The organism is Inquilinus sp. 2KB_23 (genome assembly GCF_052115705.1).
Lineage (GTDB): Bacteria > Pseudomonadota > Alphaproteobacteria > DSM-16000 > Inquilinaceae > Inquilinus > Inquilinus ginsengisoli_A.
Genome location: NZ_JBFRHF010000031.1, coordinates 59,962 through 78,637 on the forward strand (window position 1 = coordinate 59,962; position 18,676 = coordinate 78,637).

The 18,676-nt window shown below is 70.4% G+C and carries 16 protein-coding genes; 12 read left to right on the plus strand and 4 right to left on the minus strand.

Going from position 1 to position 18,676, the window contains the following annotated elements:
- The first annotated feature begins 119 nt into the window (after nucleotides 1–119).
- Genes AB4112_RS30465 through AB4112_RS30475 form a run of 3 tightly spaced genes read left to right on the plus strand, consistent with a single transcriptional unit; the run spans nucleotide 120 to nucleotide 3,760 of the window.
- Nucleotides 120–2,774 (plus strand): ABC transporter transmembrane domain-containing protein, encoded by a 2,655-nt coding sequence (locus AB4112_RS30465; RefSeq protein ID WP_309800759.1) that lies wholly within the window; start codon nucleotides 120–122, stop codon nucleotides 2,772–2,774.
- Nucleotides 2,775–2,804: 30 nt separating this feature from the next.
- The gene (locus AB4112_RS30470; protein WP_309800757.1) at nucleotides 2,805–3,257 is read left to right on the plus strand and encodes a cyclic nucleotide-binding domain-containing protein; all 453 of its coding nucleotides are present in this window, start codon (nucleotides 2,805–2,807) and stop codon (nucleotides 3,255–3,257) included.
- 8 nt (nucleotides 3,258–3,265) lie between these two features.
- Complete coding sequence (locus tag AB4112_RS30475; protein ID WP_441725149.1) at nucleotides 3,266–3,760, plus strand: class I SAM-dependent methyltransferase; 495 nt, start codon at nucleotides 3,266–3,268, stop codon at nucleotides 3,758–3,760.
- A 153-nt stretch (nucleotides 3,761–3,913) separates the two neighbouring features.
- Here the strand turns inward: AB4112_RS30475 and AB4112_RS30480 are convergent, their stop codons facing one another.
- Both AB4112_RS30480 and AB4112_RS30485 read right to left on the minus strand, forming a co-directional pair.
- Nucleotides 3,914–4,708, minus strand: a complete 795-nt coding sequence (locus AB4112_RS30480) for an exodeoxyribonuclease III (RefSeq protein ID WP_441725152.1) — start codon at nucleotides 4,706–4,708, stop codon at nucleotides 3,914–3,916.
- 100 nt (nucleotides 4,709–4,808) lie between these two features.
- Complete coding sequence (locus AB4112_RS30485; RefSeq protein ID WP_441725155.1) at nucleotides 4,809–6,092, minus strand: MFS transporter; 1,284 nt, start codon at nucleotides 6,090–6,092, stop codon at nucleotides 4,809–4,811.
- A gap of 246 nt (nucleotides 6,093–6,338) precedes the next feature.
- Here AB4112_RS30485 and AB4112_RS30490 point away from each other — a divergent pair, with 246 nt between their 5' ends.
- The 8 genes from AB4112_RS30490 to AB4112_RS30525 all read left to right on the plus strand — a co-directional run bounded on the left by AB4112_RS30490 (nucleotide 6,339) and on the right by AB4112_RS30525 (nucleotide 12,727).
- Nucleotides 6,339–6,710 (plus strand): AtpZ/AtpI family protein, encoded by a 372-nt coding sequence (locus tag AB4112_RS30490; RefSeq protein WP_309800749.1) that lies wholly within the window; start codon nucleotides 6,339–6,341, stop codon nucleotides 6,708–6,710.
- A gap of 3 nt (nucleotides 6,711–6,713) precedes the next feature.
- Nucleotides 6,714–7,436 (plus strand): F0F1 ATP synthase subunit A, encoded by a 723-nt coding sequence (locus tag AB4112_RS30495; protein WP_309800747.1) that lies wholly within the window; start codon nucleotides 6,714–6,716, stop codon nucleotides 7,434–7,436.
- A gap of 60 nt (nucleotides 7,437–7,496) precedes the next feature.
- Nucleotides 7,497–7,724, plus strand: a complete 228-nt coding sequence (locus AB4112_RS30500; protein WP_309800745.1) for an ATP synthase subunit C family protein — start codon at nucleotides 7,497–7,499, stop codon at nucleotides 7,722–7,724.
- A 60-nt stretch (nucleotides 7,725–7,784) separates the two neighbouring features.
- A complete protein-coding gene (locus AB4112_RS30505) occupies nucleotides 7,785–8,276 on the plus strand; it encodes a F0F1 ATP synthase subunit B family protein (RefSeq protein ID WP_309800744.1) in 492 nt (163 codons plus the stop codon).
- Complete coding sequence (locus AB4112_RS30510; RefSeq protein ID WP_309800742.1) at nucleotides 8,273–8,854, plus strand: F0F1 ATP synthase subunit B family protein; 582 nt, start codon at nucleotides 8,273–8,275, stop codon at nucleotides 8,852–8,854. The genes AB4112_RS30505 and AB4112_RS30510 overlap by 4 nt, the downstream gene beginning before the upstream one ends.
- Before the next feature lie 335 nt (nucleotides 8,855–9,189).
- Nucleotides 9,190–10,203 (plus strand): N-acetyltransferase DgcN, encoded by a 1,014-nt coding sequence (gene dgcN / locus AB4112_RS30515; RefSeq protein WP_441725162.1) that lies wholly within the window; start codon nucleotides 9,190–9,192, stop codon nucleotides 10,201–10,203.
- On the plus strand, nucleotides 10,200–11,189 hold the full coding sequence (dgcA, locus tag AB4112_RS30520; RefSeq protein WP_441725165.1) for an N-acetyl-D-Glu racemase DgcA: 990 nt from the start codon (nucleotides 10,200–10,202) through the stop codon (nucleotides 11,187–11,189). Before dgcN ends, dgcA begins: the two co-directional genes overlap by 4 nt.
- A 341-nt stretch (nucleotides 11,190–11,530) precedes the next feature.
- Complete coding sequence (locus AB4112_RS30525) at nucleotides 11,531–12,727, plus strand: adenylate/guanylate cyclase domain-containing protein (RefSeq protein WP_441725168.1); 1,197 nt, start codon at nucleotides 11,531–11,533, stop codon at nucleotides 12,725–12,727.
- Here AB4112_RS30525 and AB4112_RS30530 read toward each other — a convergent pair.
- Both AB4112_RS30530 and AB4112_RS30535 read right to left on the minus strand, forming a co-directional pair.
- Nucleotides 12,687–13,634: an alpha/beta hydrolase gene (locus tag AB4112_RS30530; RefSeq protein ID WP_309800734.1), complete on the minus strand. Its 948-nt coding sequence runs from the start codon at nucleotides 13,632–13,634 to the stop codon at nucleotides 12,687–12,689. The genes AB4112_RS30525 and AB4112_RS30530 overlap by 41 nt on opposite strands.
- A 166-nt stretch (nucleotides 13,635–13,800) precedes the next feature.
- Entirely contained in the window at nucleotides 13,801–14,709 is a 909-nt protein-coding gene (locus AB4112_RS30535; RefSeq protein ID WP_441725171.1) for a LysR family transcriptional regulator, read from the minus strand.
- A gap of 168 nt (nucleotides 14,710–14,877) precedes the next feature.
- Here AB4112_RS30535 and AB4112_RS30540 point away from each other — a divergent pair, with 168 nt between their 5' ends.
- Nucleotides 14,878–18,450, plus strand: a complete 3,573-nt coding sequence (locus tag AB4112_RS30540; RefSeq protein WP_441725174.1) for an ABC transporter ATP-binding protein — start codon at nucleotides 14,878–14,880, stop codon at nucleotides 18,448–18,450.
- Nucleotides 18,451–18,676: the final 226 nt, after the last annotated feature.

Sequence of the window (18,676 nt, forward strand, 5' to 3'; positions counted from 1 at the left end):
CGGAGGCCGCCGCGCGGGGTTGCCGCATGTCCCCGGCATGGCCATGTCAGCGGCTTTGCGGCGCGGGCGGTTCGGGCTATGGTCCTGCCGTTGCCGTGCGAGGCTGGACCTGGATCGCGATGGACTCGAATATCTTTAAATTCGTTCTGCGGCACAGCAGACGCGAACAGATCTATATCCTGATCATCACCCTGGTTTCGTTTCCCTTCGTCTACTACTCCCTCGACTTGCCGAAACAGATCGTCAACGGCGCGATCGACGACAAGGGCGCGAAGGATTTTCCAAAACTATTTCTCGGGTTCCAGTTCGACCGGATCGAATACCTGCTGCTGCTGTCGTTCATGTTCCTGGTTCTGGTGTTCGTCAACGGCGGGTTCAAGCTCTACATCAACGTCTACAAGGGCAAGCTGGGCGAGCGCATGCTGCGCCGCCTGCGCTACGAGCTGTACTGCCGCATCCTGCGCTTCCCGCTGACCCATTTCCGCAAGACCTCGCAGGGCGAGATGATCCCGATGATCACCTCCGAGGTCGAGCCGCTCGGCGGCTTCATCGGCGATGCGTTCGTGGCGCCGATCTGGGCGGCCGGGACGCTGATCGTCTACATCTACTTCATCTTCGTGCAGGACCCCATCCTGGGGGCGGCGGCGGTCTCGCTGTACCCCATGCAGGGGTGGCTGATCCCGCGGCTGCAGAAGCGCGTGAACCAGCTGGGCAAGGAGCGGGTGCGGACGGTGCGCAAGCTGGCCGACCGCATCGGCGAGTCCGTCTCGGGCATCGCCGACATGCACGCCAACGACGCCACCGCGACGCATCTGGCGGATTTTTCCGACCGGCTGGGGACGATCTACGACATCCGGTTCGAGATCTACAACCGCAAGTTCTTCATCAAGTTCCTGAACAACTTCATCAACCAGCTGACGCCGTTCTTCTTCTACGCGATCGGCGGCTACCTGGTGATCCGCGGCAGCATCCAGCTCGGCGCGCTGGTGGCCGTGCTGGCCGCCTACAAGGACCTGGCGTCGCCGTGGAAGGACCTGCTCGACTACTACCAGAACCAGGCCGACATCCGGATCAAGTACGAGCAGGTGGTGGAGCAGTTCCAGCCGCCCGAGCTGCTGCCGGTCGAGCGCCTCACCAGCGACGAGGTGATCGAGGGGCCGCTGCCGAAGGAGCTCAGCTTCTCCGCCGTCGCCCTGGTCGACGACAGCGGCATGACCGTGATCGAGGGGCTGACCGCCACCTTCCCGACCGACGGCCATGTCGCGGTGGTCGGTGCCGGCGTCGGCAAGGACGAGCTGATGCTGATGATGGCCCGGCTGCTGGCGCCGACCAGCGGCAAGATCCGCCTCGGCGACTATGACTTCGAGACGCTGAGCGAGGCGGTGGTCGGCCGGCGCATCGCCTATGTCGGCACCCACAGCTACATGTTCACCGGCACCCTGCGCTCGAACCTCTACTACGGCCTCGCGCACCGCCCGGTGCGCGAAAAGGAATACGAGGACGACGCGGCCAAGCGCCGCCGGGCGCGGCGGGCCAGTGAGGCGCGGGTGGCCGGCAACACCGACTACGACATCAACGCCGACTGGATCGACTACGCCGCTGCCGGCGTCGAGGGGCCGGAGGCGCTGGAGGACCGGGCGCTGGAGATCCTGCAGGCGGTGGACATGGAGCAGGACGTCTACCGCATCGGCCTGAACGGCACGATCGATGCCGACCGCGCCCCTGAGATCGCCGACCGGGTGCTGGCGGCGCGGGTCTCGGTGCGCAAGACCCTGGCCGAATCCGACCTCGGCGACCTGGTCGAGCTGTACGACGCCGACCGCTTCAACAGCTCCGCCTCGGTGGCCGAGAACCTGCTGTTCGGCACCCCGGTCGGGCCGGTCTTCGCCTATGACGCGCTGGCCGAGAACGAGTATGTGCTCGGGGTGCTCGAGCGCACCGGCCTGATGGAGGATTTCCTCAAGGTCGGCGCCCAGATGGCCGAGACCATGGTCGAGCTGTTCGCCGACCTGCCGCCCGGCCACGAGTTCTTCGAGCAGTTCAGCTTCATCGGGTCGGAGGACCTGCCGGAGTTCCAGCCGATCGTGATGCGAGTGAAGAAGGAGGGCACCGCCACGCTGCGGCCGGCCGACCGCACCCGGCTGCTGTCGCTGCCGTTCAAGCTGGTGCCGTCCCGCCACCGCCTCGGCGTGTTCGAGGCCGACCTGCAGGAGCGGCTGCTGCAGGCCCGCAAGGTCTTCGCCGCCGAGCTGCCGGAGGATCTGCGCCGGCACATCGAGTTCTTCGACGCCGACCGCTTCAACGAGGCGGCGTCGCTGCAGGACAACATCCTGTTCGGCAAGATCCGCTACGGCCGGCCGGACGCGGCGGAACGGGTGCAGACCCTGATCCAGACCGTGGTCGACGAGGTCGAGCTGCGCGACAGCGTGATCGCGGTCGGGCTCGACTTCTCGGTCGGCGTCGCCGGCAGCCGCCTGTCGTTGGTGCAGCGGCAGAAGGTCGGCCTCGGTCGGGCGCTTTTGAAGAACGCGGATCTGATGCTGCTGAACGAGGCCACCTCGGCCCTCGACGGCGCGGCGCAGAGCCGGGTACACCGCGCCATCCGCGAGCTGCGCGAAGGCCGCGGGTTGATCTGGGGCGTGCATCGGCCCAGCATGGCCCGTGAATACGCCGACGTGGTGGTGATGCGGCACGGCCGGATCGTCGAACGCGGCGAATTCCAATCGCTCAACAGCGACGGCAGCGCGCTGCACGAATTGCTGGAAGCGGAGTAGAATGCGAACAGGGAGCTGGAGGATGGATCGGTGAGCCTTGCGGAAGAAGTCGAACTCCTGAAGCGGATACCGCTTTTTGCGAATATCGACACGTCGAAGCTGAAGCTGCTGGCCTTCACCAGCGAACGCGTCCGCTTCCCCGCGGGTCAGGTGCTGTGCCGGCAGGGGGAGATCGGCCGCGCCGCCTTCATCATCATCGACGGCGAGGCCGATGTGATCGTCGACACCGCGAACGGTCCGCTGACCGTGGCGGGGGTCGGCCGCAACGACTTCGTCGGCGAGATCGCCATCCTGTGCGACGTACCCCGCACCGCGACGGTGCAGGCCAGATCCGACGTCACCGCGCTCGTCATCGCAAAGGACCAGTTCTTCCGCATGATCACCGAATTCCCCCAGATGGCGATCGAGATCATGCGCGTGCTCGCGCTCCGTCTCGAACGGACCACCAAGGAAGCGGCCCGCGCCCGCCAGACCGCGGCCTGATCCGGATCGTGAGTCGATTAGACAGCTTCATCCGCCGGATGCAGGCGCAGCGCGCCTGCCTCGACTGGGCGGTCCGCGCCATCGCCGGCCTGCCGGGCGACGTGCTGGAACTCGGCCTCGGCAACGGCCGCACCTACGACCATCTGCGCGAGAAGATGCCGGACCGGGCGATCTGGGTGTTCGACCGCCGCGTCGCCGCCCATCCCGGCTGCATCCCGCCGACCGACCGCATGGTGCTGGGCGACGTGCTGCAGACCATGCCGGTCTTCGCCGCCAGCCACCGCGACGGCGTGGCGCTGATCCATGCCGATCTCGGCACCGGCGACGACGCCGCCAACCGCGGCCTGGCGGCGGCGCTGGCGCCCCTGCTGGCCCCGGTGCTGGCGCCGGGCGGCATCATCGTCGCCAATATCGGCTTCGACACGCCGGGCTGGGAGGAACTGCCGGAACCCGACGGGGTCTCGGCCGGGCGGTACTACCTGTACCGGCGGCCTCTGGCCTGAGGGGCGAGGGTTCTCAACCCCAAGCCGTCATTCCCGCGAAAGCGGGAATCTCGTCGGAATCGAGAGGAGATCCCGTGTCTGCGCAGCAGCACCTCGTGCCGCAGCGCGCACGGGATGACGGGTTATGTCCGGTAACGCGGTGCCTCAGGCCGCTTAAACCTCCACGTCGACCACGACCGGCACATGGTCGCTCGGCTTCGGCTCCCAGCCGCGGGCCTCGCGCAGGGTGCGGTGGGCCTTCAGCCCGCCGGCCAGCGCCGGGGTGACCCAGATGTGGTCCAGCCGGCGGCCGCGGTCCGACAGCTGCCAGTCGGCGGCGCGATAGCTCCACCACGTGTACAGCTTCTGGTCCGGCGGCACGAACTGGCGGGCGCTGTCGACCCAGCCCAGGGTCGACTGCATCGCCCCCAGCTTCGCGACCTCGATCGGGGTGTGGCTGACCACGTCCAGCAGCTGCTTGTGCGACCACACATCGTGCTCCAGCGGCGCGATGTTCAGGTCGCCGACCAGGATCATCTTCTGGTCCGGCCGCCGGTTGGCCGGCCACCACGCGGTCATCTCGTCCAGGAACTGCAGCTTGTGCTTGAATTTCTCGTTCACCGCCGGGTCGGGGATGTCGCCGCCGGCCGGGATGTAGAGGTTGTGGACCTCGGTGCCGTCGGGCAGGCGCACGGCGATGTGGCGGCAATCCTCCTTGCCGCACCAGTGCCGGATCTCGTGGCTCTCGATCGGCAGACGCGAGATCACGGCGACACCGTTGTAGCCCTTCATCCCGGCGATCGCGATGTGGGGATAGCCGCGGTCGATGAAGGGCTGGTGCGGGAAGCTGTGGTCGGGGGTCTTGGTCTCCTGCAGGCAGACGATGTCCGGCGCCGCCTCGTCGATCAGGCGCAGCACCAGCTCCTGGCGCAGGCGGACGGAGTTGATGTTCCAGGTGGCGATGCGCATGCGGGGTCCTTGAGCGAGAGGCGGCCGCGACCCTAGCCGAGGCCGCCGTGACTGACCAGACGGGCGCGCCTGACCAGAACCGGCGCGGCGGGCTACCGCCTCACCACGGCGGCGGCACGTCCTCGCAGTCGTCGGCGCCGGGCGCGGCCTCGTCCTCCGGCCGGATGCGGGGGTCCAGCTCGGCCGGGGCCGGGCTGCCGGCGGCGGCCAGGCCGACGAACTGCTCGGCCTCCTCGGCGGCGACCCGGCCGCGCCGGGCCATGCGCCACAGCACGAAGACGGCGAAGGCGCCGACCAGCACCGCGACATAGACGAACAGCGCGTCCGGGCCGAACCGATCCATCGCCAGGGTGGCGATCAGCGGGCCGGTGGAGGACCCGATCGACCACAGGATCAGCAGCGTGCCGGCCAGCGAGACATAGTCCTGCGGCTTGGCGTGGTCGTTGGCATGGGCGACCGACAGCGGGTAGATCGCCTCGGCCATGCCGCCCCACAGCGCGAACAGCGCGATCAGCAGCGCCAGCGTGTGCTGGCCGGCGGCGATGCTGCCCAGCGCGGCGACGATGGTGGCCAAAGCGGCGCCCAGGATCACCCAGCGCCGGTCGATCCGGTCGGACAGCCAGCCCAGCGGCCATTGGCACAGCAGGCCGCCGATCTGGGTCGCCGCCATCAGCGTCGCGATCTCGGCGGTGGAGAAGCCGCGCTGCACCCCCCAGATCGGGGCGATGCCCTGCAGCGTCGCCGCGACCAGCCCGACCACGACGCAGCCGACCGCGCCGACCGGCGAGTTGCGGTAGGCCTTGCGCAGGATCGGGCGGATCGCGTGCGGCACGCTGGGATAGCGCGACCGGGTCAGCGTCACCGGGATCAGCGCCAGGGTGAAGGCGGCCGACGCCAGGACGAAGGGCAGGATGTCGCTGGTGTCGACCACGGTCAGCAGGGCCTGGCCGGCGCCCAGCGCCAGCATGATCACCACGACGTAGCTGGTCAGGATGCGGCCGCGCAGGTGCCGCGGCGTCAGCTCGTTCAGCCAGCTCTCGGCGATCATGAACAGCCCGGCGGAGCAGAAGCCCATGGCCAGGCGCAGGGCGAACCAGCCGGGCAGGCCGACGGTCCAGGGCAGTGCCAGCCCGGCCAGGCAGGAGGCGGCGGCGAAGGCCGAGAACGCCCTGATATGGCCGACCAGCCGGATCACCCGGGCGACGAACAGGCAGCCGATCAGGAAGCCGAAGGCGCTGGCCGAGACCACCAGCCCGACCCGGTCGGCGGACAGCCCGGCCTCGGTCAGCCGGATCGGCACCAAGGTGCCGAACACGCCCTGGCCGAGCGAGACGATGGTGATGCCGGCGAGGATCGCCGCAACGGCGAGAAGCGGGCTGAGCATGGTGATCCCCTGGCAGCGGCCGGCCCGATCCTAGCCTGTCGGCGCGCGCTGCCGCCAGGGCCGCCGGCGGTGCCTCGGACGGCGTTTTCTCGGGCCCCTCGCGCGGGGGTCGGGCGGGAAATCGCGCCATCGCGCAACGCCGCCGGAATCGGCCGGTTTTGTCGCCTTGACGGAGCCCCCTGCCGACACTAAGGTGCGCGCCGCTTGAGGTGGGGGTGGCCGCCGCCCGAAAGGGTGTCCGACATTGTGACCCAGAATGACCGAGACCCGCCGTCTTCGCCCGAGGAACTCGACCGTCGCTTGAGAGAGGCGAAGGCGAGATTGCCTGGGGCGGGGCGCGAGGCAAAGGGCTACGAGGGGCGTGATGTCGGCCGTGCTGGCATGGCTGCCGGCCTGCGAATCGCAGTCGAGTTGCTCGCTGCGATCGTGGTCGGCGCCGGGATCGGCTGGGGTCTCGACCAATGGCTCGGCACGCGGCCCTGGTTGTTGATTCTATTCTTCATCCTGGGGGCCGTGGCCGGCATGATGAATGTCTACCGGACCGGCGTCGAGCTGGACCGGGAGGCGAAGGCGAAGCGCATCGCCGACCAGGCGGAGCGCAACCGGGGCGGGAGATAAGGCGTGGCGTCGCCAATCGAGCAGTTCGAGATCCAGAAGATCCTGCACGTCGACATCGGCGGTCTGGATCTCTCCTTCACCAATTCCTCGCTCTTCATGGTGATCGCCGCGGCGGCCGCTTCGGCGGTGCTGTTCCTCGGGGGCAGCCGCCGGGCCCTGGTGCCGGGCCGCCTGCAGTCCTTCGCCGAGATGCTGTACGAGCTCGTGGCCAACATGATCCGCGAGAACGCCGGCAAGGAGGGGATGAAGTACTTCCCCTTCATCTTCACGCTGTTCATCTTCATCCTGTTCGGCAACGTGATCGGGATCATTCCCGGCACGTTCACCTTCACCAGCCACATCATCGTCACCTTCGCCCTGGCCTTCGTGGTCTTCCTCGGCGTCACGGTGATCGGCTTCGCGCGGCACGGCACCGGCTACTTCAGGATGTTCTTCCCGCACGGCGCGCCGCTGTGGACCGCGGTGATCCTGATCCCGGTCGAGATCATCTCGTACCTCTCCCGGCCGATCAGCCTGTCGGTCCGACTGTTCGCCAACATGACGGTCGGCCACGTGCTCTTGAAGGTGATCGGCGGCTTCGTCATCGCCATGGGCGTCGCCGGCGTCGTGCCCTTCGCCTTCCTGGTCCCGCTGACGATGCTGGAACTCTTCATCGCCGCGCTGCAGGCCTACATCTTCGCCATCCTCAGCTGCGTGTACCTGCACGACGCGCTGCACCTCCACTGACGCTTCGCGAGCCCGCGAAACGTCCGTAGCAAACCGTATCCATCCACGAAGGAAGACATCATGGAACTCGTCGCTGCTGCCAAGTTCATCGGCGCGGGCCTCGCTGCGATCGGCATGATCGGCGCCGGCATCGGCGTGGGCAATGTGTGGGCCAGCTACATCGGCGCCCTGGCCCGGAACCCGGCGGCCAAGGAAGAGATCGGCGCCAGCATCTGGATCGGCTTCGCCGTGACGGAAGCCATCGCGCTGTTCGCCCTGATCGTCGCGCTGATCTCGCTGTTCGGCTGACGGTCTCACTGCCAACCGTCATGGGCCGGCCACGGCGGTCGGCCCGGCAGGGGGAGTCGGATGCCACAGTTTAATCCCGCATGGTTCGCCTCCCAGATCTTCTGGCTGGCGGTCGTCTTCATCGCGCTTTACTACGTGCTGTCCCGCGTGCTGCTGCCGCGGCTGGCCGAGACGCTCGATCTGCGCGCCGCCAAGATCGCCGGCGATCTGGAGCGGGCGGAAGCCGCGCGCGGCGAGACCGAAACGGTCGCCCAGGCCTATGAGGCCGCGCTCGCCAAGGCGCGGGGCGAGGCGCATGCCGCCGTCGCCGCCGCGAACCAGGAGATTGCGGAGCTGACGGCGCGCCGTCAGGCCGCCTTCGCCGCCGAGCTCGCGGCGCGGACCACCGAGGCCGAGGTCCGGATCGGCAAGATCCGCGCCGATCTCAAGGCCGACGCCCGCGACATCGCGACCGAGGTGGCCGGGGTGCTGGCCGCCAAGCTGACCGGCGGCGCGCCCGACAAGGCCGCGGTGTCCGCCGCGGTCGACGGCGCGCTGGGAGGAGTGCGATGAGCGTTCTCGACACCATCGCGAACCAGCTCTTCATCGGCGCCGCCTACGCCCAGGGCGAGGTCGCCCATGTCGAGCATGTCGAAGAGGACACCCACAGCGCGGTCGAGCTGGTGCTCGCCGCGGCGCTGCTGGTCCTCCTCGTCATCCTGGCGCTGAAGGCCCGCAAGGCCATCCTCGGCGTGCTCGACAAGCGCACCGACCGGATCCGCGAGGATCTGGCCGAGGCGGAGCGGCTGCGCAGCGAAGCCGAGGCCTATCTCGCCAAGGCGCAGGCACGCCAGCGCGAGGCGGCGGCGGAAGCTGCGGCGATCATCGAGCGCGCCAAGCACGACGCGGTGCGTCTGCGCGAGAAGGCGGCGGTCGACATCGAGGCGGCGATGAAGCGGCGCGAGGTCATGGCGCTGGAGCGCATCGCCCAGGCCGAGGCCCAGGCCGTGGCCGAGGTGCGGTCGACCGCGGTCAACGTCGCGGTCTCGGCGGCGCGGACCCTGGTCGGCGGCCAGCTCGCGGCCGACCCGGCCAAGGGCTCGGCCCTGCTCGACGCGGCGATCGAGGATCTCGGCGGCAAGCTGCACTGATCCGCGGCGGACCCGACGACACGGACAGGCCCGGTTTCGACCGGGCCTTTTCGTTTTGGGACGTCGGCTGTCACCCTGAGCGCGGCTCGTCCTGATTGTCATTGCCCGGCTTGACCGGGCAATCCAGGGGCCACGAAGAGCCGCTCTGGCCGCCCCTGGATGCCACGGTCAAGCCGTGGCATGACAAGAAACAGGGGCACGGGCCGTCCATCCATCACGCCCGCAACCGCCGCCGGACCGTGACCGCCGGTTATGACATGCGGATGCCGCGTTCCTGGCCTGCCTGTCGATTCCCGGTACACTCGCGGCGACCGTTGCCCGAGGAGCTTCGCATCGTGGATATCAGGCGCCCGTATCTGCTGTTCCTGGGGGACGCCGGGGACCAGCTTGCCGCCAAGACCGCCTATGGCGTGGCGCAGTGGCGCCGCGACGGCTGCGTCGGCCAGCTGCGGCTGGACGGCTGCCGCGCCACCTGCGGCCTGCCGGACCTGACCCTGGAGGAGGCGGCGGCCAAGGGCGCCCAGACGCTGATCATCGGCGTCGCCAACCGCGGCGGCCGGGTCTCGGAGCTGTGGCAGGACACCATGCTGCGGGCGCTCGACCTCGGCATGGACATCGCCTCGGGCCTGCACAACCGCATCGCCGACCTGCCCGCGGTGGCCGAACGGGCCCGGGCCCTCGGCCGCAGCCTGTTCGACGTGCGCCACCCCGACCGCGACTTCGACGTCGCCACCGGTGAGCCGAGAAGCGGCCGGCGCCTGCTGACGGTCGGCACCGACTGCTCGGTCGGCAAGATGTTCACCTCGCTGGCGCTCGAGCGCGAGATGCGGGCCCGCGGGCTGAAGGCCGACTTCCGCGCCACCGGCCAGACCGGCATCCTGATCGCCGGCGGCGGCGTCTCGGTCGATGCCGTGGTCGCCGACTTCATCTCCGGCGCCACCGAATGGCTGTCGCCGGCCAACGACCCGGACCATTGGGACCTGATCGAGGGCCAGGGGTCGCTGTTCCACGCCTCCTATGCCGGGGTGTCGCTCGGCCTGCTGCACGGCGCCCAGGCCGAGGCGCTGGTGATGTGCCACGAGCCGGGGCGGCCGCACATGCGCGGCCTGCCGAAATCGCCGGTGCCCGACATCGCCGACTGCATCGCCCTGAACGAACGCTGCGCCCGGCTGACCAGCCCGAACGCCAAGGTCGTCGGCCTCGCCTTCAACACCTCGGCGCTCGACCCGCAGACGGCGGAGCGGACGCTGAAGGAGGCGGAGGACCGCTACGGCCTGCCGGCGGCCGACCCGGTGCGCACCGGGGTCGGCGCCATCGTCGATCGGCTGGCCCCCCTGAAGGTTCAATGACCATGGGCCGTCAGCTGTCGGTCCGCGAGGCGGTCTGGCCGATCCGCGGCGTCTTCACCATCTCGCGCGGCAGCCGCACCGAGGCGCGCACCCTGATCGCCGAGGTCGCGGCCGGCGGCCTGGTCGGCCGCGGCGAATGCACGCCCTATGCCCGCTATGGCGAAAGTCTCGACAGCGTCCGGGCGCAGATCGAATCGGTGGCCTCGGAAATCGCCGCCGGGGCCGACCGCCCGGCGCTGCAGGCGCTGCTGCCGGCCGGCGCCGCGCGCAACGCCGTCGACTGCGCGCTGTGGGACCTCGAGGCCAAGCTGGCCGGGGTGCCGGCCTGGGCCCTGGCCGGCCTGCCCGAACCCGGCCCGGTCACCACCGTCTTCACCCTCAGCCTCGGCAGCGTCGAAAGCATGGGCCAGGCGGCGCGGGAGGCGGCGCATCACCCGCTGCTCAAGCTGAAGCTGACCGGCGACGGCGACCTGGAGCGGGTTCAGGCGGTGCGGGCGAACGCGCCGGCCAGCCGGCTGGTGGTCGACGCCAACGAGGCCTGGTCGATCGGGCACCTTGAGCGTTTCGGCTCCGCCTTCGCCGAGCTCGGGGTGGAGCTGATCGAGCAGCCGCTGAAGGCGGCGGAGGACGGCGCGCTGAAGGGGTTCCAAAGCCCGATCCCGCTCTGCGCCGACGAAAGCTGCCACGACACCGCGAGCCTGGAGCACTGCGTCGGCAAATACGCCATGGTGAACATCAAGCTCGACAAGACCGGCGGGCTGACCGAGGCGCTGCGCCTGCGCGACGCGGCGCGCGAGCGCGGCTTCACCGTGATGGTCGGCTGCATGGTCGCCTCGTCGCTGGCCATGGCGCCGGCGACGCTGGTGGCCCAGGGGGCGGAGGTGGTGGACCTCGACGGCCCGCTGCTGCTGGCCCGGGACCACGACCCGGCATTGCGCTACGACGGCGCCACCGTCTGGCCGCCCGACTCCTCGCTCTGGGGCTGAGAGGGCAATAGCAACGCCGCCGGGCGGCGCTGACCGCCTGCGTCGCCCACAGCTTCTGGAGCTCCGATTCGCGCCACGGCGTGCCAGTCGGCATCGGCGTCATCCCCCAGTTTGGCCGGCGAAGGAATCCGGACCGATACCGCGGCCCCTGCGGCATCGGCGCCATCTCGCCACCGCGGCCGATGTCGGGCATGCTGCGCAGACATGTTGCCGGGGTCTGCTGCCCATTTTGCGCAGTGCAGGGGCGCCTGACTCGAAATCCGGGTGTGGCGCGCCTAGATGAAGAGGGTTGTGCTGCGAGGGGCGGGAAAATGGGCATCGTGATCGAGAAAGACCAGACGATGACGAGCTGTACCGGCTCCCCCACGCTGGATTGGCTGCTCTATGAGGCGCCGACCATCCGCGACACCGGCCTGCTGCTGCAGGAATTCTGTGAAAGACTGCAATCGCAGGGCGTGCCGGTGGCGCGCGGCCTCGCCATCATCCCGGCGCTGCACCCGCTCTATTTCGGCACCGCCTACATCTGGCGCGGCTCCGGCGCGATCGAGCGCCGCCGCGGCCTGTGGGAGAACCGGGATGCGCCGGAATACCAGGACAGCCCGATCCGCGAGGTGATCGACAACGGCGCGGACGCGCTGCGCCGCCGTCTGGTCGGCCCCAAGGCCCAGCTCGACTACCCCGTCCTGGTCGAGTTCCGCGACGAAGGGCTGACCGACTATGCCCTGTTCGGCCTCAGCTTCAGCAGCGGCCGGCGCTCGGCCATCTCCTTCGCCACCCGGGAGGAGGGCGGCTTCCCCGAGGAGGCGCTGGCCCAGATCGACCGGCTGATGCCGATCCTGACCCGGCTGATCGAGATCCACTCGCTGCGCGCCACCGCGGTCAACCTGCTCGACACCTATGTCGGCCACGACGCCGGGGCGCGGATCCTGAGCGGCCAGATCCGCCGCGGCATGTCCGAATCGCTGAACGCCGCGATCTGGTACTGCGACCTGCGCGACTTCACCGCGATGAGCGAGAAGGTCGGGCGCGAGCAGATCGTCGCCTCGCTCGACAGCTATTTCGAGACCATGGCCGCCGCGGTGCAGGAATCTGGCGGCGAGATCCTGAAGTTCATTGGCGACGCCATGCTGGCGATCTTCCCGGTCGATGACGAGGGCGCGCGGGCGGCCACGCTGAAGGCCCTGGCGGCCTCGGCGATGGCGGAACACGGCATGGCCGCGCTGAACGAGCGCCGCGCCGCCGACGGGCTGCCGGCGCTCGACTACGGCCTGTCGCTGCACATCGGCGAGGTGATGTACGGCAACATCGGCGCCGCCGACCGGCTGGACTTCACGGTGATCGGCCCGGCGGTGAACCTGGCCAGCCGGGTCGAGGCGCTGTGCCGGATCACCGGCCGCCGCCCGCTGATGACCGAGGCCTTCCGCGCCATCGCGGAGGTCGAGGCCGAGCCGATGGGCCGGTTCAGCCTGCGCGGCGTGTCGGAGGAGCAGGAGGTGTTCAGCCCCCTGCAGCTGCCCGTGCCGGAGCCGGTGGCGTAACCAGGTCCCGGCGGGCGGCACCGCGCTGGTCCGCCCCTGAGGGCAGGGCCGGCCCGGGGTGCAGCACCCAGTCGGCGATGTCGCGCTGCGGCGCCCGCCGGCCGAGGTCGCGCAGCAGCCAGTGCCAGCCGCGGCTGTAGGACGCGACCACGACATCCGGCCGTCGCGGCAGCCGCTGCAGCAGCCGTTCCACCGATTCCGGCGCCAGCACCTGCTCATGCTCCGCCATCAGCACCAGGGTCGGCTCGGCGATCTCCGCCACCGCGTCCGAGGCCCGGCCCATCAGGTCGACCACCCCGTCGATGGTGTCGACCCGGGTGGCGCGGATGTACAGCGGGTCGCGGCCCAGCGCGACCAGCATCGGGATGTTGTCGCTGGCCTGGATGCCCAGGTCGCGGCCGGTGAAGGTCATGCCCGGGATCAGCAGGCGGCTCAGCCACAGCGTGGCCCGCGGCAGGGCGGCCATGGTCTGCCGGCCCCAGGTCGCCGGCGACGACAGGATCAGCCCGGCGATCGGCGGATGGCCGGGCGCGGTCGCGGTCAGGATCGCCACGGCGCCGCCCATGCTTTCGCCCAGCAGGTAGAGGGGCACGCCGGGATGGCGCGCCTCCAGCAGCCGCAGCGTCGCGGCGGCGTCGGCGGTTAGGGTGTTCGTTCCCGGCCAGATGCCGCGCCGGGCGGTGGCGCCGAAGCCGCGCTGGTCATAGGCGTAGGTGGCGATGCCCAGCTGGCCCCAGAACCGGGCCGGGTCGTCGAAGGCGTTGCCGTATTCGTTGAAGCCGTGCAGCGCCAGGATCACCGCGCGGGGCTTGTCCACCGGCCCCCAATGCCGCAGCGGCAGACGGTAGCCGTCGGCGGCAACGATCGCCTCCGCCGCCAGCTGCGGCGCCGCGGTCTGCCCGCCCATCGGCTGGCTCATCCCCCCGCAGGCGGCGAGCAGGAGCAGGGCGAGGACGGGAAACAGGCGACACAGAAGAGGAAATCGGGACTCGGGCATGGCGGCGCGGGGCACGGTTCTCATCACGGGCATCTGTCGCTCATCGCCATTGTCATCCGCCATCACGGCGGCACGATCAAGGCGTCACGGCGTCTTCGGGCAGCCGGCCTTCCAGCAGGTCGCGCTGCTCCCGGAACAGGGCGACCAGCGAATCCATCACCCGGCGCACCCGCGACAGGGCGCGCAGGTCGCGATGCACCAGCAGCCACTGGTCGACCCCGACCTCCGCGATCACGGGCCCCAGCCGCTGCAGGCCGGGGTCGGGGTCGCCGCGGTGGCAGGGCAGCAGCGCCACCGCCTCGCCGCTGCGCACCACCTCCTGCAGCACCAGCCAGTTGTTGACCCGCACCGCCGGGCGGGCGCCGTCCAGCAGCTCGGCCACCCAGGCCTGCCCCGGCATGTAGCTGTGCTCCTCGTCGAAGCCGACCCAGGTCAGCTGGCGCAGCGCCTCCGGCCCGGTGTCCGGCACCGCGCGGCCGCGGGCGGCGTAGATCGCATATTCCACCCGGCCCAGCCGCCGCGCCACGATGCTGGCGATATCAGGCACCTGCTCGCGCACCATCAGGTCGGCCTCGCGGCGCGACAGGTTGGCCAGCATGTGGCTGGCCACCAGCTCGATCTCGATGCATTGCAGGCCGCGCCGCAGCCGCGGCAGATGCGTCGCCAGGAAGCCGGCCGTGCCCTCGCCGGCCGACAGCCGCACCGTGCCATGGGCGGTGTCGCCCAGGCCGGCGCTGCGGCGCTGGATCGATTCGGCCGCCCGCTCCATCGCCTCGGTGTCGGCCAGCAGCTCCTCGCCGGCCGCGGTCAGCACGAAGCGGTCGGGCAGCCGGTCGAACAGCCGGGCGCCGATGGCGTCCTCCAGCGCCTTGACCCGCCGCGCCACGGTGGGGTGGCTGACCTCCAGCCGCCGCGCCGCCGCGGTCAGGTTGCCTTCGCGCGCAAGGGTGAGGAACACCCGCAAATCGTCCCAATCGGCGGCCATGGCCCGGCCTTCTCCGCAAAGCTGCTCTGAACGAAAACGTACAAGGCATTCTCGAATTTGTCGAATGGCGTACGTCAGCGTTCAGATTATCGTGCACTGACAGAGCGGCCCGACCCATCCATCGACCGGCGGCCGACATGTCCTCACCGGCACATTGGAGTCCGCGCGATGCATTTCGAACCGCGCCTGTGGAATTTCACCCAAGGGGTGCGCCTGCGCATCCTCTGGTCGGTCGCGATCGGGCTGGTCTCGGTCGGGCTCGGCGTCGCCCGGCTGGCGCTGCTGGGCTGGCTGATCGGCCAGGTCTTCGCCGGCCGGCCGCTGGCCGAGCTGGTGCCCTCGATCGGCCTGATCGCCGGCGTCATGCTGCTGCGCGGCGTGTTCGAGTACTTCAGGGTGATGGTGGCGCATGAGACGGCGTCGCGGGTCCAGGCCAGGCTGCGGCGGACCATCTACGACCGGATCGCGACGCTGGGCCCCGGCACGGTCGGCCGCCGCCGCTCCGGCGCGCTGACCCTGTCGCTGATCGACGGGGTGGAGCAGCTGGAGGTGTATTTCGGCCAGTTCCTGCCGCAGTTCCTGATCGCGCTGCTGACCCCGATCCTGATCTTCGCCGCGATCGCCTTCGTCGACCTGCCGGTGGCGGCGGTGATGCTGGCCTTCGCCCTGGTCGCCCTGTTCGCCCCGGCGCTGTGGCACCGGCACGAGACCGGCAGCGCCCAGGGGCTGCGCAAGGTCTACTCCACCTTCGCCGCCGAGTTCCTCGATTCGGTCCAGGGGCTGGCCACGCTGAAGGCCTTCGGCCAGAGCAAGGCCCGCGCCGATGTGCTGGAGCGCGAGGCCCAGTCGGTGTTCCGCAGCACCATGCGGGTGCTGGCGACCAATGTGCTGGCCCGCGGCATCACCGACAGCGCCATCGCCTGCGGCGCCGCCGCGGCCCTGGCGCTGGGCGCCTGGCGGGTCGACAGCGGCGCCATGGCCCTGTCGGCGCTGCTGGTGATCCTGATGCTGGGGGTCGAGATCTTCCGGCCGATGCGCGAGCTGCGGTCGGTGCTGCACCAGGGCATGGTCGGCCTGTCCGCCGCCCAGGGCATCTACCAGGTGCTGGACGACCAGCCGGAGGTGGCGGATGCCCCGGCCGCTTCGCTGGCCCGGCCGCTCGACCCCACCATCGCCTTCGACGGCGTGCGCTTCCGCTATCCCGGCACCCGCCGCACCATCCATGAGGCGCTGAGCTTCGAGGCCAGGGCGGGCGAACGCATCGGCCTGGTCGGCCCGTCCGGCGGCGGCAAGTCGTCGATCGTCCGCCTGCTGCTGCGCTTCTACGACCCGGAGGCGGGGACGATCCGGCTCGGCGGGCACGATCTGCGCGGCCTGTCCTTCGACCAGATCCGGTCGATGATCTCGGCGGTGAACCAGGACACCTTCCTGTTCCACGGCACGGTCGAGGACAACATCCGCATGGGCCGGCCGGAGGCGACGGAGGCCGAGGTCGAGGCCGCCGCCCGCGCCGCCAACATCCACGGCTTCATCCAGTCGCTGCCGCAGGGCTACCGCAGCGTGGTGGGCGAGAAGGGGGTGAAGCTGTCGGGCGGCCAGCGCCAGCGCGTCGCCATCGCCCGCGCCCTGCTGCGCGACACCCCGATCCTGGTGCTGGACGAGGCGCTGTCCGCGGTCGACGCCGAGAACGAGGCGGTGATCCAGGAGGCGCTGGACCGGCTGATGCAGGGCCGCACCACCCTGGTGCTGGCGCATCGCCTGTCCAGCGTGATCGGCTGCGACCGCATCCTGGTGCTGGATGGCGGCCGGGTGGTGGAAAGCGGCCCGCATGCCGCGCTGATGCAGCAGGGTGGCGTCTATGCCGGGCTGATGGCCGAGCAGGCGCGCGAATCGGCGGCCGGCACCATCATCGACTCCCCCGTGGCCGCCCGCGCCGTGGAGGCCTCCGGCCAGGACGATGCCGTGGCCAAGCCGCTGACCGAGGGCATCCTCAAGGCCGAAGGGCTGGGCTGGGGCCGGCTGGTGGCCGAGCTGATGAAGCTGGCCATGCCGTGGAAGGGCAAACTGGCCCTGACCTTCGCTTTCGGCGTGCTGCGCGTGGTGGCCTTCATCGGCGTCGGCGTGCTCAGCGCCCTGGTCCTGCTCGCGCTGAAGAACGGCGAGCCCTATGGCGGGCTGCTGTGGGCCCTGGCCGTGGTCGCGCCGCTGTCCGGCGTGCTGCACTGGCTGGAATCCTGGATCGCCCACGACATGGCCTTCCGCCTGCTGGCCGAAATGCGGATGGACGTGTTCCGCAAGCTCGACGCCCTGGCCCCGGCCTATCTGGTGCGCCGCCGCACCGGCGACCTGATGGCCCTGGTCACCCATGATATCGAGCTGGTGGAGTACTTCTTCGCCCACACCGTGGCGCCGGCCTTCGTCGCCGCTTTGGTGCCGGCCGCGGTGCTGGTGGTGCTGGCCTGGGCCAGCCCCTGGATCGCGCTGGCGCTGCTGCCCTTCCTGCTGGCGGTGGCCGTGAGCCCGATGCTGGGCCGCGGCCGGGTCGACCGGCTGGGGTCCGAGGCGCGCGAGGCGGCCGGAGAGCTCGGCGCCTTCGCGGTCGATTCGGTGCAGGGCTTGGGCGAGATCGTCGCCTTCCAGCAGGAGACGGCGCGCGGCGACCGGCTGGACGCCCTGTCCGACCGCTTCATCCGGCTGCGCCTGCCCTTCTTCGGCGAGCTGACGCGGCAGCAGAGCCTCTTGGAGATCCTGACCGGCCTCGGCGGCCTGGCGGTGGTGGTGACGGGCGCCGCCCTGTCGGCCCGCGGCGCCATCGACCCCGGCCTGCTGCCGCTCTTGACCATCCTGGCCATGGCCGCCTTCCTGCCGGTGTCGGAAATCGCCCAGATCGGCCGCCAGCTGGCCGACACGCTGGGCGCCACCCGCCGCATCTACGGGCTGAAGGCCGAGCCGGTGCCGGTCGAGAACGGGCGGGGCGTGCCCGACCACCCCGGCGCGGCGGCGCTGACCCTGGAGGGCGTCGGCTTCACCTATCCGGGCCAGGGCCGTCGCGCCCTGTCCGGGGTGACGGTGGCGATCCCGGCCGGCAAGACCGTGGCGCTGGTCGGCACCTCCGGCGCCGGCAAGACCACCACGGCCCAGCTGCTGATGCGGTTCTGGGACGCGGATGAGGGCCGGATCACCCTGAACGGCGCCGATCTGCGCGACTACGACCTCGACGATCTGCGCCGCCGCATCGCCCTGGTGGCGCAGGACACCTACCTGTTCAACGACAGCTTGCGCGCCAACATCATGATCGCCCGGCCGGAGGCGACCGAGGCGGAGCTGCGGGAAGCGGTCGGGCACGCCTCGCTGGCCGAGCTGGTGGCGACTCTGCCGGAAGGCCTCGATTCGCCGGTGGGCGAGCGCGGCACCTCCCTGTCCGGCGGCCAGCGCCAGCGCGTCGCCATCGCCCGCGCCTTCCTGAAGAACGCATCGGTGCTGATCCTGGACGAGGCGACGTCGCATCTCGACACGGTGAACGAGCAGGCGGTGCGCCGGGCGCTGGACCGGCTGCAGGCCGACCGCACCACCATCGTCATCGCCCATCGGCTGTCGACCATCCGCGACGCCGACCTGATCGTGGTGCTGGACGAGGGCCGGCTGGCCGAGACCGGCACCCATGCGGCGCTGGTCGCCCGCGGCGGGCTGTACGCCCAGCTGGTGTCGCGCCAGCTCGCCTCGGCGCATGCGGCGCAGTGATCCGTCACCTCAGGGACGGGAGCCGCCCCATGCAGCGGATCACCCATTCCTGTGGTTCGAGGGGCAGGCGGAGGAGGCCGCGGAGTTCTACGTCGGGCTTACGCCGGGGTTTAGGGAGTGGTCCCTTTTCTGTCATTGCCCGGCTTGACCGGGCAATCCAGGGGCCACCAAGAACTGCTCTGGCCGCCCCTGGATGCCACGGTCAAGCCGTGGCATGACAGGTCGG

Excerpts from the sequence above, each read along its gene's own strand:
- AB4112_RS30500 (WP_309800745.1), top strand. The coding sequence starts at position 7,497 with ATGGAACTCGTCGCTGCTGCCAAGTTCATCGGCGCGGGCCTCGCTGCG.
- AB4112_RS30530 (WP_309800734.1), bottom strand. The coding sequence starts at position 13,634 with ATGGGCGGGCAGACCGCGGCGCCGCAGCTGGCGGCGGAGGCGATCGTT.
- AB4112_RS30465 (WP_309800759.1), top strand. The coding sequence starts at position 120 with ATGGACTCGAATATCTTTAAATTCGTTCTGCGGCACAGCAGACGCGAA.
- AB4112_RS30540 (WP_441725174.1), top strand. The coding sequence starts at position 14,878 with ATGCATTTCGAACCGCGCCTGTGGAATTTCACCCAAGGGGTGCGCCTG.
- AB4112_RS30505 (WP_309800744.1), top strand. The coding sequence starts at position 7,785 with ATGCCACAGTTTAATCCCGCATGGTTCGCCTCCCAGATCTTCTGGCTG.
- AB4112_RS30480 (WP_441725152.1), bottom strand. The coding sequence starts at position 4,708 with ATGCGCATCGCCACCTGGAACATCAACTCCGTCCGCCTGCGCCAGGAG.
- AB4112_RS30525 (WP_441725168.1), top strand. The coding sequence starts at position 11,531 with ATGACGAGCTGTACCGGCTCCCCCACGCTGGATTGGCTGCTCTATGAG.
- AB4112_RS30535 (WP_441725171.1), bottom strand. The coding sequence starts at position 14,709 with ATGGCCGCCGATTGGGACGATTTGCGGGTGTTCCTCACCCTTGCGCGC.
- dgcA (WP_441725165.1), top strand. The coding sequence starts at position 10,200 with ATGACCATGGGCCGTCAGCTGTCGGTCCGCGAGGCGGTCTGGCCGATC.
- AB4112_RS30510 (WP_309800742.1), top strand. The coding sequence starts at position 8,273 with ATGAGCGTTCTCGACACCATCGCGAACCAGCTCTTCATCGGCGCCGCC.
- AB4112_RS30485 (WP_441725155.1), bottom strand. The coding sequence starts at position 6,092 with ATGCTCAGCCCGCTTCTCGCCGTTGCGGCGATCCTCGCCGGCATCACC.